The sequence below is a fragment of the Pseudomonas sp. SK3(2021) genome (assembly GCF_016772375.1).
Lineage (GTDB): Bacteria > Pseudomonadota > Gammaproteobacteria > Pseudomonadales > Pseudomonadaceae > Aquipseudomonas > Aquipseudomonas chlororaphis_I.
In genome coordinates this window covers 3,307,958-3,324,552 of sequence record NZ_CP061943.1, presented here as the reverse complement: position 1 = coordinate 3,324,552, position 16,595 = coordinate 3,307,958, and the positions used below count along the sequence as shown (strand labels likewise).

The 16,595-nt window shown below is 65.6% G+C and carries 12 protein-coding genes; 6 read left to right on the top strand and 6 right to left on the bottom strand.

Features of this window, described 5'->3' with window-relative positions:
* The first annotated feature begins 245 nt into the window (after positions 1-245).
* Positions 246-1,367 (top strand): enoyl-CoA hydratase/isomerase family protein, encoded by a 1,122-nt coding sequence (locus IF690_RS14900; RefSeq protein WP_202696235.1) that lies wholly within the window; start codon positions 246-248, stop codon positions 1,365-1,367.
* Between the two features lie 3 nt (positions 1,368-1,370).
* Positions 1,371-2,522 carry an acyl-CoA dehydrogenase family protein gene (locus IF690_RS14895; RefSeq protein ID WP_202696234.1) on the top strand — a complete coding sequence of 384 codons (1,152 nt, stop codon included), beginning with the start codon at positions 1,371-1,373 and terminating at the stop codon, positions 2,520-2,522.
* 255 nt (positions 2,523-2,777) lie between these two features.
* Here the strand turns inward: IF690_RS14895 and IF690_RS14890 are convergent, their stop codons facing one another.
* The 6 genes from IF690_RS14890 to IF690_RS14865 form a co-directional block, all read right to left on the bottom strand.
* On the bottom strand, positions 2,778-3,551 hold the full coding sequence (locus tag IF690_RS14890) for an enoyl-CoA hydratase (protein WP_202696233.1): 774 nt from the start codon (positions 3,549-3,551) through the stop codon (positions 2,778-2,780).
* Between the two features lie 20 nt (positions 3,552-3,571).
* Positions 3,572-4,699: an acyl-CoA dehydrogenase gene (locus tag IF690_RS14885; RefSeq protein WP_202696232.1), complete on the bottom strand. Its 1,128-nt coding sequence runs from the start codon at positions 4,697-4,699 to the stop codon at positions 3,572-3,574.
* Between the two features lie 9 nt (positions 4,700-4,708).
* The gene (locus IF690_RS14880) at positions 4,709-5,896 is read right to left on the bottom strand and encodes an acetyl-CoA C-acyltransferase (RefSeq protein WP_202696231.1); all 1,188 of its coding nucleotides are present in this window, start codon (positions 5,894-5,896) and stop codon (positions 4,709-4,711) included.
* Positions 5,897-5,908: 12 nt separating this feature from the next.
* Positions 5,909-6,670, bottom strand: a complete 762-nt coding sequence (locus IF690_RS14875) for an SDR family NAD(P)-dependent oxidoreductase (RefSeq protein ID WP_202696230.1) — start codon at positions 6,668-6,670, stop codon at positions 5,909-5,911.
* Positions 6,671-6,688: 18 nt separating this feature from the next.
* Positions 6,689-8,353: an AMP-binding protein gene (locus IF690_RS14870; protein WP_202696229.1), complete on the bottom strand. Its 1,665-nt coding sequence runs from the start codon at positions 8,351-8,353 to the stop codon at positions 6,689-6,691.
* 1,071 nt (positions 8,354-9,424) lie between these two features.
* Positions 9,425-10,441 (bottom strand): AraC family transcriptional regulator, encoded by a 1,017-nt coding sequence (locus IF690_RS14865; protein ID WP_202696228.1) that lies wholly within the window; start codon positions 10,439-10,441, stop codon positions 9,425-9,427.
* 242 nt (positions 10,442-10,683) lie between these two features.
* Here IF690_RS14865 and IF690_RS14860 point away from each other — a divergent pair, with 242 nt between their 5' ends.
* The 4 genes from IF690_RS14860 to IF690_RS14845 all read left to right on the top strand — a co-directional run bounded on the left by IF690_RS14860 (position 10,684) and on the right by IF690_RS14845 (position 16,430).
* Positions 10,684-12,891, top strand: a complete 2,208-nt coding sequence (locus IF690_RS14860) for a TonB-dependent receptor (RefSeq protein ID WP_202696227.1) — start codon at positions 10,684-10,686, stop codon at positions 12,889-12,891.
* A 336-nt stretch (positions 12,892-13,227) separates the two neighbouring features.
* A complete protein-coding gene (locus IF690_RS14855; RefSeq protein ID WP_202696226.1) occupies positions 13,228-14,538 on the top strand; it encodes an ABC transporter substrate-binding protein in 1,311 nt (436 codons plus the stop codon).
* A gap of 124 nt (positions 14,539-14,662) precedes the next feature.
* A complete protein-coding gene (locus IF690_RS14850) occupies positions 14,663-15,589 on the top strand; it encodes a carbohydrate ABC transporter permease (RefSeq protein WP_124308558.1) in 927 nt (308 codons plus the stop codon).
* Positions 15,590-15,599: 10 nt separating this feature from the next.
* Complete coding sequence (locus IF690_RS14845) at positions 15,600-16,430, top strand: carbohydrate ABC transporter permease (RefSeq protein WP_202696225.1); 831 nt, start codon at positions 15,600-15,602, stop codon at positions 16,428-16,430.
* Positions 16,431-16,595 lie beyond the last annotated feature (165 nt).

The window sequence follows — 16,595 nt, the reverse complement described above, 5'->3', positions numbered from 1 at the left end:
CGAAAGTCGGGCGCCATTGTAGCGACGCCGGTCGTCCGGTGCGCCTGGACGGCAGATAAATCCGCGCTCGCCCTACCGGCCCCGACGGCATGGCAAACAGCGTCGAGGGCATCTGCGCCTTATGCAAAAATGCACAGCCAACCTGCAGTTATCCGGGTTGTACATGGCAAATTTGCACTGTTACGATCCCTCATCGTTCGCGCGCGAACACACCTATAAAGAACAATAAAAGCAGGGAGTTAGTGATGACTGCTCAGGTTCCATCCCAGGCCACGCGAGACGCCGGTACCGCGCCGGTCGAGGCCTCGCAACAGGACGTGCTGGCCGAAGTCCGCAACCACATCGGTCACCTGACCCTCAACCGCCCCGCCGGCCTCAATGCCATCACCCTCGGCATGGTGCGCACCCTGCAACTACAGCTCGACGCCTGGGCCCAGGACCCGCAGGTGCACGCGGTGGTCCTGCGTGGCGCCGGCGAGAAGGCCTTCTGCGCCGGCGGCGATATCCGCACCCTCTACGACAGCTACAAGAACGGCCAGACCCTGCATGAGGAGTTCTTCGTCGAGGAATACGCGCTGGACCTGACGATCCACCATTACCGCAAGCCGGTGCTGGCGCTGATGGACGGCTTTGTCCTCGGCGGCGGCATGGGCCTGGTCCAGGGCGCCGACCTGCGCCTGGTCACCGAGCGCAGCCGCCTGGCGATGCCGGAAGTCGGCATCGGTTATTTCCCGGATGTCGGCGGCAGTTACTTCCTGTCGCGCATCCCCGGCGAGCTGGGGATCTACCTGGGGGTCAGCGGCGTCCAGGTCCGCGCCGCCGATGCCCTGTACTGCGGGCTGGCGGACTGGTACCTGGAGAGCGACAAGCTGAGCCTGCTGGACCAGCGCCTCGACCGCCTGCAATGGCGCGACACCCCGCTCAAGGACCTGCAGGGCCTGCTGGCCAAGCTCGCCGTGCAGCAGTTGCCAGACGCGCCGCTGGCGGCGCTGCGCCCGGCCATCGACCACTTCTTCGCCCAGGCCGACGTGCCGGGCATCGTGCAACAGCTGCGCGAAGTGACCCTGGGCGATACTCATGAATGGGCCAGCAGCACCGCCGACCTGCTGTCGACCCGCTCGCCCCTGGCCATGGCCGTGACCCTGGAAATGCTCCGGCGCGGTCGCCAGTTGAGCCTGGAACAGTGTTTTGCCCTGGAGCTGCACCTGGACCGCCAGTGGTTCGAGCGCGGCGACCTGATCGAGGGCGTGCGCGCCCTGCTGATCGACAAAGACAAGAACCCACGCTGGAACCCGCCGATCCTGCAGGCGCTGGACGCCGCGCACGTGGCGAGTTTCTTCAGCGCTTTCGACCCGAGCCGGAGCTGAGCCATGCACGACATTGAATTGAGCGAAGAGCAGGTGATGATCCGCGACATGGCCCGGGACTTCGCCCGCGGTGAAATCGCCCCCCACGCCCAGGCCTGGGAAAAGGCCGGCTGGATCGACGACGCCCTCGTGGCGAAGATGGGCGAACTGGGCCTGCTGGGCATGGTGGTCCCCGAGGAATGGGGCGGCACCTATGTCGACTACGTGGCCTACGCCCTGGCGGTGGAAGAGATCTCCGCCGGCGACGGCGCCACCGGCGCGCTGATGAGCATCCACAACTCGGTGGGCTGCGGGCCGATCCTCAACTACGGCAGCGAGGAACAGAAACAGACCTGGCTGGCGGACCTGGCCAGCGGCCAGGCGATCGGCTGCTTCTGCCTGACCGAACCCCAGGCCGGTTCCGAAGCCCACAACCTGCGCACCCGCGCCGAGCTCAAGGACGGCCAGTGGGTGATCAACGGCGCCAAGCAGTTCGTCAGCAACGGCCGGCGCGCCAAGCTGGCCATCGTTTTCGCGGTGACCGATCCGCAGCTGGGCAAGAAAGGCCTGTCGGCGTTCCTGGTGCCCACCGACACCCCGGGTTTTGTCGTCGATCGCAGCGAACACAAGATGGGCATCCGCGCCTCGGACACCTGCGCGGTGACCCTCAACCAGTGCACCGTCCCCGAGGCCAACCTGCTGGGCGAGCGTGGCAAGGGCCTGGCCATTGCCCTGTCCAACCTCGAAGGCGGTCGCATCGGCATTGCCGCCCAGGCCCTGGGCATCGCCCGCGCCGCGTTCGAGGCGGCGCTGGCCTACGCCCGCGAGCGGGTGCAGTTCGACAAGCCGATCATCGAGCACCAGAGCATCGCCAACCTGCTCGCCGACATGCACACCCGCCTCAACGCCGCGCGCCTGCTGATCCTGCATGCCGCGCGCCTGCGCAGCGCCGGCCAGCCGTGCCTGTCGCAAGCCTCCCAGGCCAAGCTGTTCGCCTCGGAAATGGCCGAGCAGGTCTGCTCTTCGGCGATCCAGATCCACGGCGGCTACGGCTACCTCGAGGACTACCCGGTGGAGCGCTACTACCGGGACGCGCGGATCACCCAGATCTACGAAGGCTCCAGCGAGATCCAGCGCATGTTGATTGCCCGCGAGCTGAAGCACTATCTGTTGTGACCCCAGAAGCATCGCTGCACGCCGAATAGAGGTAGCCGCTGGCGCAGCCTGCGATCGAGGCCGAAGGACTCGCTGTCAGCCCTGACGCGGCTCATCCACTGAACCGCGTCGCCCGCCTTGCGACCGTACCGGTCGATCGCAGGCTGCGCCAGCGGCTACAGGCACACGCGCTACCCGCGATAGCGTCCGTACAAACACCACACACAAAAAATCGCAGCCGAAGCTGCGATTTTTTATGGCTAGCGACAGCCCGGACTATTTGTCCTTGAACTGCGCCTCCCGCTTGGCGATGAACGCCGCCATGCCTTCCTTCTGATCCTCGGTGGCGAAGGCCGCGTGGAACACCCGGCGCTCGAAACGCACGCCTTCCGACAGGCTGACTTCGAAGGCGCGGTTCACGCTTTCCTTGATCATCATGCTCACGGGCAGCGACTTGGCGGCGATCAGCGCCGCGACTTTCAGCGCCTCGTCCAGCAGCTCATCGGCCGGCACGATGCGCGCGACGATGCCGCAACGCTCGGCTTCCACCGCGTCGATAAACCGCCCGGTCAGGCACATTTCCATGGCCTTGGCCTTGCCCACCGCGCGGGTCAGGCGCTGGGTGCCGCCCATGCCCGGCAGCACGCCGAGGTTGATTTCCGGCTGGCCGAACTTGGCGTTGTCGCCGGCCAGGATGAAGTCGCACATCAGCGCCAGTTCACAGCCGCCACCCAGGGCAAAACCGTTGACCGCGGCGATGATCGGCTTGCGCCGGTTGGCCACCCGGTCGCTGTCGCTGAACAGGTCGTCCATGTAGATCCGCGGGTAGCTCAGCTCAGCCATTTCCTTGATGTCGGCGCCGGCGGCGAAGGCCTTCTTCGAGCCGGTGAGGACGATGCAGCCGATCCGTGGATCGGCTTCCAGGCTGTCCAGGGCCTGGTTCACTTCGCTGACGATCTGCGCGTTGAGGGCGTTCAGCGCCTGCGGACGGTTGAGGGTGATCAGGCCGACGCGGTCCTTGATCTCCAACAGAATGGTTTCGTAACTCATGTGTCAGCTCCTGCTAAAAGTCAGAGGTTGCGCGAAATGACCATGCGCTGGATGTCGCTGGTGCCTTCGTAGATCTGGCAGACCCGCACGTCGCGGTAGATGCGCTCCAGCGGAAAGTCGTTCAAGTAGCCATAGCCGCCCAGGGTTTGCAAGGCGGCGGAACAGACCTTCTCGGCCATTTCCGAGGCGAACAGCTTGGCCATCGACGCTTCCACCAGCGCCGGCTTGCCGCTGTCGCGCAGGGCTGCGGCGTAGTGCACCATCTGCCGCGCCACGGCGATCTGGGTGGCCATGTCCGCCAGGCGGAATGCCACCGCCTGATGCTCGATGATCGGCTTGCCGAAGCTCTGCCGCTCGCGGGCGTAGTCACGGGCGGCTTCGAAGGCCGCGCGGGCCATGCCCACCGCTTGCGAGGCGATCCCCACCCGCCCGCCTTCGAGGTTGGCCAGGGCGATCTTGTAGCCCTCGCCCTCCTCGCCCAGGCGGTTGGCCAGCGGCACCTTCACGTCCTCGAAGAGAATCTGGCAGGTGTCGGAGGCGTGCTGGCCGAGTTTGTCTTCCACTCGCGCGACGCTGTAGCCCGGCGAGTCGGTGGGCACGATAAAGGCGCTGATGCCGCGCTTGCCGGCCGCCGGGTCGGTCACCGCGAAGACGATCACCACCCCGGCGTTCTGCCCGGAAGTGATGAACTGCTTGCAGCCGTTGAGCACGTAATGCCCGCCCTCCAGCCGCGCCCGGGTTTTCAGGCTGCTGGCGTCGGAGCCGGCCTGGGGTTCGGTCAGGGCGAAGGCGCCGAGCATGGCGCCGCTGGCCAGGGGCTTGAGGAAACGCTCCTTCTGCTCGTCGTTGCCGAACTTGAGGATCGGCACGCAGCCCACCGAGTTGTGCACGCTCATGATGGTCGAGCAGGCGCCGTCGCCGGCGGCGATCTCTTCCAGGGCCATGGCATAGGCCAGGTAGCCGGTGTCGCAACCGCCCCACTGCTCCGGCACCAGCATGCCGAAAAAGCCCAGCCCGGCCATCTCGCCGATGGCCTCGCGGGGGAAGCGATGCTCGCGGTCCCATTCGGCGGCGAATGGCTTCAGGCGTTCCTGGGCGAACTGCCGGGCCGCGTCGCCGATCTGCTGTTGTTCGTCATTAGGCAGCATGGTGATTCCTTAATACAGGCATTCGACGGCCATGGCCGTGGCTTCGCCGCCGCCGATGCAGATCGCCGCGACGCCGCGCTTCAGGCCTTTCTGGCGCAGGGCCGAGAGCAGGGTCACGAGGATCCGCGCGCCGGACGCGCCGATCGGGTGGCCCAGGGCGCAGGCGCCGCCGTGGACGTTGACCTTGTCGTGGGGGATTTCCAGTTTCTGCATGGTGACCAGGCTGACCACGGCAAAGGCTTCGTTGATTTCGAACAGCTCGACCTGGTCCAGCGACCAGCCGGTGTTCTTCAGCAGTTTCTTGATCGCCCCGACCGGCGCCACCGGGAACAGCCCCGGGGTATCGGCGAACGCGGCGTGGCCGTGGATCACCGCCAGAGGTTTGAGGCCACGTTTCTCGGCCTCGGAACGGCGCATCAGCACCAGGGCCGCGGCGCCGTCGGAGATCGAGCTGGAGTTGGCCGCGGTGACGGTGCCGCCGTCGCGGAACGCCGGTTTCAGCGTGGCGATCTTGTCCAGCCTGGCCTTGGGCGGCTGTTCGTCGTCGCTGATGGTTTGCTGTTCCCTACCGACGGTGACCTGCAGCGGCACGATTTCCGCCTTGAAGCTGCCGTCCTTGATCGCCTGCTGGGCACGGGTCAGCGAGGCCACGGCGAAGGCGTCCTGGGCTTCGCGGCTGAAGCCATTGGCTTCGGCGCAGTCTTCGGCGAAGGTGCCCATCAGCCGGCCCTTGTCGTAGGCGTCTTCGAGACCGTCGAGGAACATGTGGTCGAGCACCCGCCCGTGGCCCATGCGGTAGCCGCTGCGGGCGCGGTCCAGCAGGTACGGCGCGTTGGACATGCTTTCCATGCCGCCGGCGATCACCACCTCGGCGCTGCCGGCCAGCAGCATGTCGTGGGCGGCGATGGTCGCGGCCATCCCGGAGCCGCACATCTTGTTCAGGGTGGTGCAGCGGGTGGCCTTGTCCAGCCCGGCGCCCAGCGCCGCCTGGCGGGCCGGTGCCTGGCCGAGACCGGCCGGCAGCACGCAGCCGAACAGCACTTCATCGACACTGTCGCTGGCCACCCCGGCGCGCTCGACGGCGGCCTTGATGGCGGCGGCGCCCAACTGGGGCGCGGTCAGGCTTTTCAGTTCGCCCTGGAAACCGCCCATGGGGGTGCGGACGGCGCTGACGATAACGATCGGATCTTGGTTCATGGGGAGTCCTCCTTACTTGGCTGCCATGCGCAGGGCGCCGTCGAGACGGATCACCTCGCCATTGAGCATGCTGTTGCTAATGATATGCCCGACCAGCGCGGCGTACTCGTCCGGCTTGCCCAGGCGTGGCGGGAACGGCACGCCGGCGGCCAGGGAAGCGCGGACTTCGTCGCTCATGCCGGCCATCATCGGGGTTTCGAAAATGCCCGGGGCGATGGTCATCACCCGGATGCCGAAGCGTGCCAGTTCGCGGGCGGCCGGCAGGGTCAGGCTGGCGATGGCGCCTTTGGAGGCGGCATAGGCGGCCTGGCCGATCTGCCCGTCGAAGGCCGCCGCCGAGGCGGTGTTGATGATCACCCCGCGCTCGCCGTCGGCGTTCGGCTCGCTGTCGGCGATGGCCGCGGCGGCCAGGCGCATCAGGTTGAAGCTGCCGATCAGGTTGACGTTGATCACCTGGCTGAAGCTGGCCAGGGCATGGGGACCGTGCTTGCCGAGGATCTTCTCGCCGCGCACGATCCCGGCGCAGTTGACCAGCCCATGCAGGCTGCCGAACGCCTTGAGCGTGGCCTGTACCGCCGCGTCCGCGGCCGCCTCGTCAGTGATATCGGCGACCGTGCTCTGGCAGCCGAGCTGCCGCGCCTGGGCTTGCACAGCCTCGGCGTTGAGGTCCACCAGCATCACCTGGGCGCCGGCCTTGACCAGCATCTGCGCGGTGGCCGCACCGAGACCGGAAGCGCCGCCACTGACGATAAAAACCTTGTTTTCGATGTGCATCATGAGTTCCTGGGTAATTCAGGCCGAAGCCTTGTGCGCCGCGGCCTCTTGAGCCTTGGCGATTTCCTGGTTGCGCAGGATGAAGCGCTGCAACTTGCCGCTTGGGGTTTTCGGCAAGTCGCCGATGAATTCGATTTCACGGGGATACGAGTGCGCGGCCAGGCGCTTGCGCACATGCTGGCGCAGCTCCTCGGCCAGCTCCGGCGCGGCACGGTATTGCGGGCTGAGCACGACGAAGGCCTTGACCAGCTCGGTACGCTCCGGATCGGGCTTGCCGATCACCGCCGCCTCGACCACCGCCGGATGCTCGATCAGCGCGCTTTCCACGTCGAACGGGCCGACCCGGTAACCCGAGGTGGTGATCACGTCGTCGCTGCGCCCGACGAAGCTGATGCTGCCGTCCGGGTTCAGTTCCACGGTGTCGCCGCTGAGGTAGTAGTGGCCGACGAAAGCCTTGGTCACCACGCCGTCGTAGCCGTTGAACCAGCACATCGGCGACTGGCTGCGGTCGATGGCGAGGATCCCCGGCTGGCCCACCGAGAGTTCCCGGTGCTGTTCGTCGAGCACCACGATGCGATGGCCCGGCGAGGCGAAACCGGCCGCGCCGACATGCACCGGGTGCTCCAGGCCGTGGTGGTTGCACAGGACCATGCCCAGTTCGGTCTGGCCGTAATGGTCGTGGATCACCACGCCGAGGTTGTCGGCGAACCAGCGGATCACCTCCGAGTTCAGCGGCTCGCCGGCGCTGCTGACAATGCGCAGCTTGCCCTTGATCGAGCGGGCGAACTGATCGCCGCCGGCGATCAGCAGGCGGTAGGCGGTCGGCGAACCGGTGAGGTTGCTGATCCCGTATTTATTGATCACCCGGCAAGTGCTTTCCAGGGTGAAGGGCCCATCGTAGAAGGTGATCGGGTGGCCCAGGCCCAGCGGGCCGGTGACGCCGAAATAGATGCCGTAGGCCCAGCCCGGGTCGGCGACGTTCCAGAACGCGTCCTCGGGACGCAGGTCCACGGCGTCGCGGGTGTAGCTCTGGAACGCGACGATGGCCTTGAGCGGCACGTACAGGGCCTTGGACGGGCCGGTGGTGCCGGAGGTGAACATCAGCAGGAACGGGTCCTCGCCCGTCAGCAGCACGGGTTCGCACTGCGCCGGGTAATGGGCCAGCTCGGCCCAGAAACTGAAGTCGCCGCGGACGATGCCCTGGCCCTTGGCGCCCGCGACCGTGACGATGGTCGGGCAGTCGGCCACCTCATTGAGCTTTGGCCGGTTGACCGCGTCGGTCACCACCAGCTTGGCCCCGGAGCTGCCCAGGCGGTGTTCGATGGCCTTGGGGCCGAAGGCGGTGAACAGCGGCTGGTAGACCGCGCCGATGCGCCAGGTGGCGAGCACCGCGATCAGCAGTTCGACGTTGCGCGGCAGCAGGCCGGCGACCCTGTCGCCCTGGCCCACGCCCTGGGCCAGGAGGAAGTTGGCGAAACGCGCGGCCTGCTCCTGCAACTCGCTGAAGGTGTAGGTCGCGCTGCTGCCGTCGCGGCCCTCCCAGAACAGCGCGATGCGCCCCGGCAAGGCGTGCCGGTCACAGCATTCGACGCAGGCATTGAGTGCCGCCAAGGAGCCATGCAGGGCCGCATCGACGGTGTGCTGATAATTGAAGTGTGCCGTGGCAGACAGGTAATCGCGCATTGCCAGAATCCCTCGCTGTTTTTATTAGGATGGGAACCACTAGGACGGAAACCACAAAAACATCGGGCAAATACTGGCGCCACGGCCCGGTCGGGACAATGGTCAAAGCTTTCAAGTTGCGTGACTGGTTTGGCCAAGAACCCCATGCTAGCCAGGACGACTAAGGCGCCCTGTAGCCGCTGCCGAGCGACAGCGAGGCTGCGATCGACCCGCATAGCGGTCGCCACCCAGGCAACGCATTCAGTCTGACCCACCGCAAGCTCAGGTTTCGCGGCAACTGCGTTGCCGATCGCAGCCTCGCGCGGCTCGACAGCGGCTACCCTGGTTTCCCGTAGCCGCTGCCGCAGGCTGCGATCGACCCGCGTAACGGTCGCCACCCAGGCAACGCATTCAGCCTGACCTACCGCAAGCTCAGGTTTTGCGGCAACTGCGTTGCCGATCGCAGCCTCGCGCGGCTCGACAGCGGCTACCCTGGTTTCCCGTAGCCGCTGCCGCAGGCTGCGATCGACCCGCGTAACGGTCGCCACCCAGGCAACGCATTCAGCCTGACCTACCGCAAGCTCAGGTTTTGCGGCAACTGCGTTGCCGATCGCAGCCTCGCGCGGCTCGACAGCGGCTACCCTGGTTTCCCGTAGCCGCTGCCGCAGGCTGCGATCGACCCGCGTAACGGTCGCCACCCAGGCAACGCATTCAGTCTGACCTACCGCAAGCTCAGGTTTTGCGGCAACTGCGTTGCCGATCGCAGCCTCGCGCTGCTCGACAGCGGCTACCCTGGTTTCCCGTAGCCGCTGCCGCAGGCTGCGATCGACCCGCGTAGCGGTCGCCACCCAGGCAACGGATTCAGCCTGACCCACCACAGGCTCAGGTTTTGCGGCAACTGCGTTGCCGATCGCAGCCTCGCTATTGCTCGACAGCGGCTACCCTGGTTTCCCGTAGCCGCTGCCACAGGCTGCGATCGAGGCCGCAGGACTCGCTATCAGCCTTGACGCGGTGCATCAGAGACACCGCGCCGCACGCCTTTGCGACCGTTCCGGTCGATCGCAGCCTGCGGCAGCGGCTACAGGGATGCGCTCAGGTCGGGTCGTTGAGGATCAGGCTGCGGTAGTGCCCGGGGTTGGAGCCGGACCATTTGCGAAAGGCCTTGTAGAACGAACTGGCGTCGGCGAAGCCCAGGCGGCTGGCGATTTCCGTGAAGCTGATCTGCGGCTCCGCCAGCCAGGCGATCGCCAGTTCCTTGCGCACCCCGTCCTTGATTGCCTGGTAGGTCTGCCCTTCTTCCGCCAGGCGGCGACGCAGGGTCGAGGCCGACATGCACAGGCTGTGGGCCAGGCTCTCGGTTTCCGGCCACAGGGCGGCGGGCAACTGGCGCAGGTCGTGCTTGATGCGGCTGGCCAGGCTCTGCGGGTCGCGGTATTTGACCAGGATGTTGGCCGGCGCCTGGGCCAGGAAGCGCTTGAGCTCCTCGTCAGTGCGCTTGATCGGCAGGTCCAGGCAGTCGGCGGCGACGATCATCCGCGTGCGCGGCCGGTCGAACCGCAGGTTCTGCGAGAACATCACCTGGTAGTCGTCGCAGAAATCCGGTTCCGCGCAGCGCAGCTCGATGGCCAGGATCGGGATGCGCCGCCCGGCCAGCCAGCAGGCCACGCCGTGGACGATCATCCAGTAGGTGAAATAGGTGAAGGCCCGGCGCGGCGCCTGTTCGTCCTCCAACAGGACGATCTCCGCCAGGCTCTGCTGGCGCACCAGTTGGGCCGGCAGGTGTTCGAGCATCAACGACAGAAAGCCCAGCACCGAATCCAGGCCCGCCGCCAGGGTCGGCTGGGCCATGGCCGAGCGGCAGAGAAACGCCAGGCTGCCGGACTTGAGCTTGCGTGGGTCCATGCCGAAGAACTCGTCGTCCGTGCGCCGCGCCAGCAGGCGCCACAACCGGGCATAGGCCAGCGCCGGCACGCGGGCGGCGCTGACCTCCAGTTGGGCCGGGTCGATGCCGACCTTGAGCAGCACTTCTTCGCTGGCGGCACCCGGGGCGCAGCTTTGCAGCAGCGCTTCGCGCACCAGTTGCATGGAGATCGTGTCTTTTTCCGACATCGCGCTGAACGGCTTCCTGCATAAAGGGATGGGCCGGTCATCTTAGGCAGTGATCGGTAAAAAGCCAGTGAGCTTTTAGCTAAGGTGCAGCATATGTCCGATACCCGGCGGTGACTTTTACTGGTTTCCATCAAGAAACGTCCTAAATTTCGCGAGATAACCGCAAGTAGCCCTTCGCACGATTTATTAGCAACCAATCCCAAATAGGATCGACTCTCACCAAAAAAAAGAGAGTGCTCCTTATGCAAACGAAAGCCCCATCCACCCTGCCGCAACATCGCTTGCTGGCCTCCACCCTGGGCCTGGCCCTTGCCTCCTGCGCCGGCGCGGCCGAAGCCGGCGAACGGCAACAATCCCTGCAACTGGACGACATCAAGGTCGAGGCCGAGCAACCCGGTTCCCGGACCGAACGTTCGTCTTCCGCCAAGTACGTGGCGCCGCTGCTGGACACTCCGCAGACCATCACCGTGGTGCCGCCCAAGCTGATCCAGGAACAGCAGGCGCTGAGCCTGCGCCAGGTGCTGTCGAACGTGTCCGGCATCACCTTCAACGCCGGCGAAGGTGGTGGCGGCTCGGGGGACAGCATCAACATCCGCGGCTTCTCGGCCAACAGCAACCTGCAGATCGACGGCCTGCGCGACAGCGCGCAGACCAACCGTTCCGATACCTTCAACATCGAGCAGGTGGAGGTGATCAAGGGCCCCAACTCGGTGTTCGGCGGCGCCGGCACCACCGGCGGCAGCATCAACCTGGTCAGCAAGCAACCGAAAAACCAGGCGTTCACCCGCCTCGGCGGCAGCCTCGGCAGCGACAACTACTACCGCCTGACGCTGGACAGCAACCAGCCCCTGGAAGGCGTCGGCCAGGACAGCGCGGTACGGATCAACCTGATGGGCCATCAGAACGAAGTGCCCGGCCGCGAAAAGATCGACCGCGAGCGCTGGGGCATCGCGCCATCGTTGCGCCTGGGCTTCAGCGACGCCACCCGGCTGACCCTCAGCGCCTTCCACCAGACCGACGACAACCTGCCGGACTACGGCGTACCGGCGCTGGACGGCAAGAAGCTGGCCGGGGTCAAGCGCGATGCCTATTTCGGCTGGAAGAACCTCGACAAGGAAGAGATCGAACAGAACGCCTTCACCGCCGACTTCGAACATGACTTCAGCGACCACCTGCGCCTGCAGAACCTCACGCGCTACAGCCGCACCGCGCGCGACACCATCGTCTCGGCGTCCCATGCCAACATCAGCGGCGTGCCGGCGGGCCGCTACCGCCCGGCCGGGCCCCAGGCCTACGGGCGCGATGCCACCACCGAGATGTGGATCAACCAGAGCAACCTGATCGGCGACTTCGAGTTCGCCGGCATGCGCCACGACCTGGTGGTGGGCCTGGAGCTGTCCCGGGAAACCCTCGACCTGAAGACCTACAGCCATGGCCTGGGCAGCGCCTTGTATCCGCGCAACGGCTATGCCCTGGGCAACCCGTCCGGGCGCTGGAGCGGCCCGGTCAACAAGGCCACCAGCGGCTATACCGAGACCACCCTCAAGGGCCAGGCCTACTACCTGTTCGACACCATCGCCCTGAGCGAGCGCTGGGACCTCAACCTCGGCCTGCGCTACGACAAGATCAAGGGCGATATCGACAAATACTCGGCCAGCCATGTGAAGAGCGAGAGCCTGGCCTCGGACACGAACAAGGCCAGCGCCCGCACCGGGCTGGTGTTCAAGCCCACCGAGAACGGGCGCATCTATGCCGCCTGGGGCAACTCCTTCAACCCTTCCGCCGAGAACCTGGCCTCGACCGGCGGTGGCTTGAGCAAGGGCAACCAGGACCTGGCGCCGGAAAAGAACCAGACCTGGGAACTGGGCACCAAGTGGGAATTGCTGGACAAGCGCCTGGAACTGGACGCCGCGCTGTTTCGCGTAGAGAAGAGCAACGCCCGGGAAACCATGGCCGACGGTTCGACCCAACTGGCCGGCAAGCAGCGGGTGCAAGGTGTGGAAATCGGCGTCACCGGGCATGTCAGCGAGCAGTGGGATGTGTTCGCCAACTACACCTTCCTCGACAGCGAAACCCTCGACGCGGCGAACACCGCCTCGGGTATCGCGCGCAAGGGCCAGGCCCTGGGCAACACGCCGCCGCGTTCGCTCAACCTGTGGACCACCTATGAACTGCCGGCCGGCTGGACCCTGGGTTACGGCACGCGTTATGTCAGCGAGCGCAACGTGACCTCCAGCACCCGGGCCAAGCTGGACGCCTACTGGGTGCATAACGCCATGCTCGGCTACAAGGTCAACCACAACCTCGACCTGCAGCTGAACGTCAACAACCTGTTCGACAAGGACTATGTGGAACGGGTGCGCCAGCAGAACGGCTCGACGGCGCGCTCCTCGGCCATCGAGTACGGCGACGCGCGCGCGGCGATCATGTCGGCCACCTATAGCTTCTGACCCCTGCCCCTCAGCGAAGCCCCGTTCGACCGGGGCTTCGCCGCTGCCATCGGCGCCGTCTCGCCGCTCTCCGGCACAGGCCGTCCGGCCAAAAAACCAATACGTTATCTCCCCGGCTTTACCCGGTCCGGGCGGGCGAATCCTTGGCCCGTGGCAGCTTGCGCCGGGTTGAGGATTTCGTTGCAGTGCAAAAAAGTATCGATTCGAGTGTCAGGGATGATTTGTCAGCGCGGGCGTTGAGGGCTGTAATCAGCCCACATTCTTCCCAGCATCCGGAAGACACAACAACAATAACCGTCCTTCTGCCGCCCACCGGGCCCGGAAGAGGAGTGCACGATGAAGCCCTGCATCAAAGCCCTGCTCGTCACCACCTGCATGACCCTGAGCGGCGTCAGCCTCGGCGCCCAGACCGTGACCATCGCCACCGTCAACAACAGCGACATGATCCGCATGCAGAAACTCTCGAAAGCCTTCGAGAGCGAGCACCCGGACATCAAGCTGAACTGGGTGGTGCTCGAAGAGAATGTGCTGCGCCAGCGCCTGACCACCGACATCGCCACCCAGGGCGGACAGTTCGACGTGCTGACCATCGGCATGTACGAAGCCGCGCTCTGGGGCGCCAAGGGCTGGCTGCAACCGATGCAGGACCTGCCCGCCGCCTATGACCTGCAGGACATCTTCCCCGCGGTACGCGAAGGCCTGTCGGCCAAGGGCACGCTGTACGCCCTGCCGTTCTACGCCGAAAGCTCGATGACCTACTACCGCACCGACCTGTTCAAGGACGCCGGCCTGGTCATGCCCGAGCACCCGACCTGGGAGCAGATCGGCGAGTTCGCCGGCAAGCTCAACAAGCCCGAGCAGGAACAGTACGGCCTCTGCCTGCGCGGCAAGGCCGGCTGGGGCGAGAACATGGCCCTGATCACCACCCTGGCCAACGGTTTCGGCGCGCGCTGGTTCAATGAGCAGTGGCAACCGGAATTCACCGGGCCGGAATGGAAGAACGCCCTGACCTTCTACGTCGACACCATGAAAAAGGCCGGCCCGCCCGGCGCCTCCAGCAACGGCTTCAACGAGAACCTGGCGCTGTTCAACAGCGGCAAGTGCGCGATCTGGGTCGACGCCAGCGTCGCCGGCTCCTTCGTCACCGACAAATCGCAGAGCAAGGTCAGCGAACACGTCGGCTTTACCTACGCCCCGCACCAGGTGACCGACAAGGGCAGCGCCTGGATGTACTCCTGGGCGCTGGCGATCCCCACCAGTTCCAAGGCCAAGGACGCCGCGCGGACCTTCGCCACCTGGGCCACCTCCAAGGAATACGGGGCCCTGGTCGCCGAGAAAGACGGCATCGCCAACGTACCGCCAGGCACCCGCGCGTCCACCTACAGCGAGGCCTATCTGCAGGCCGCGCCGTTCGCCAGGGTGACCCTGGAATCGCTGAAGGTCGCCGACCCGACCAAGCCGACCCTCAAGCCGGTGCCCTACATCGGCATCCAGCTGGTGACCATTCCCGAGTTCCAGGCCATCGGCACCCAGGTCGGCAAGCTGTTCTCCGCCGCGCTGATCGGCCAGACCACGGTCGACCAGGCCCTGGCCGCCGCGCAGCAGACCACCGAACGCGAAATGAAACGCGCCGGCTATCCCAAGTAATCCTCTATCCCTACCTGTAGGAGCGAGCTTGCTCGCGATCACGCCGACAGGCGTGAAAAACATCGCGAGCAAGCTCGCCCCTACAGGGAATAGCGTTACGCGCACCTGAACGGTTGTGATTGCCATGAATACCTCGACTGCCAAAGCTCATTTGCAAGTGCCCCAGGTCGCGCGCAAGCGCCGCCTGCTCAACCCCGGCTGGTTCCTGGTCAGCCCCTCGGTAGCGCTGTTGCTGCTGTGGATGATCGTGCCGCTGGGCATGACCCTGTACTTCTCGCTGATCCGCTACAACCTGCTGTACCCCGGGGAAAATCAGTTCGTGGGGCTGGAGAACTTCAGCTACTTCCTCAGCGACTCGGGCTTCCTGCCCGGGGCCGGCAACACCCTGTTGCTGGTGGGCAGCGTGCTGCTGATCAGCGTGGTGTTCGGCGTGCTGATCAGCGCCCTGCTGGAGGCCAGCGAGTTCCTCGGCCGCGGCATCGTCCGGGTGCTGCTGATCTCGCCGTTCTTCATCATGCCCACGGTGGGTGCGCTGATCTGGAAGAACCTGATCTTCCACCCGGTGTCGGGGATTCTCGCCGCCGTGTGGAAGCTGTTCGGCGCCCAGCCGGTGGACTGGCTGGCCCACTACCCGCTGCTGTCGATCATCATCATTGTGTCCTGGCAGTGGCTGCCGTTCGCCATCCTGATCCTGATGACCGCCATGCAGTCGCTGGACCAGGAACAGAAGGAAGCCGCGCGCCTGGATGGCGCCGGGGCCATCGCGATCTTCTGGCACCTGACCCTGCCGCACCTGGCGCGGCCCATCGCGGTGGTGGTGATGATCGAGACCATCTTCCTGCTCTCGGTGTTCGCCGAGATCTTCACCACCACCAACGGTGGCCCGGGCTACGCCTCGACCAACCTCGCCTACCTGATCTACAACCAGGCGCTGGTGCAGTTCGACGTGGGCATGGCCTCGGCCGGCGGCCTGATCGCCGTGGTCATCGCCAATATCGCCGCGATCATCCTGGTACGGATGCTCGGCAAAAACCTGACTGACAAGCCCTGAGGTGCGCGCCATGACCCTGCAACAATCCCGCCGCCTGCACAGCCTGCTGCTCGGCACCCTGGCCTGGGCCATCGCGATCCTGATTTTCTTCCCGATCTTCTGGATGCTGCTGACCAGCTTCAAGACCGAAATCGATGCCTTCGCCACGCCGCCGCAGTTCATCTTCACGCCGACGCTGGAGAACTACCTGCACATCAACGAGCGCAGCAACTACCTGGCCTTCGCCTGGAACTCGGTGGTGATCTCCTTCAGCGCCACCGCCCTGTGCCTGCTGATCGCGGTACCGGCCGCCTACTCCATGGCCTTCTACGAGACCCGCAACACCAAGCGCACCCTGCTGTGGATGCTGTCGACCAAGATGCTGCCGCCGGTGGGCGTGCTGATGCCGATCTACCTGCTGGCCAAGAGCTTTGGCCTGCTGGACACACGCATCGTGCTGATCGTGATCTACACCCTGATCAACCTGCCGATCGTGGTCTGGATGATTTACACCTACTTCAAGGACATCCCCCGGGACATCCTCGAGGCCGCGCGGCTGGACGGTGCGACGCTGGGCCAGGAAATGCTCCGGGTGCTGCTGCCGATCGCCAAGGGCGGGCTGGCCTCCACCGTGCTGCTGTCGCTGATCCTGTGCTGGAACGAGGCGTTCTGGTCGCTGAACCTGACCTCGTCCAACGCCGCGCCGCTGACCGCGCTGATCGCGTCCTACTCCAGTCCCGAAGGGCTGTTCTGGGCCAAGCTCTCGGCCGTCTCGACCCTGGCCTGCGCGCCGATCCTGATCTTCGGCTGGATCAGCCAGAAACAACTGGTGCGCGGCCTGTCCTTCGGCGCCGTGAAATAACCAGACGACCCCCTGATCAACGCTGATCCAAACCCTGTAGCCGCTGCCGCAGGCTGCGATAAGGCTCGAAGAGCCTTCGAGGCCTTCAAGAGCACGTCCGCTGCGCGGCCGATCGCAGCCTCGCAGGCTCGGCAGCCGCTGCACCGAAATTCTGAAATCCGGAGA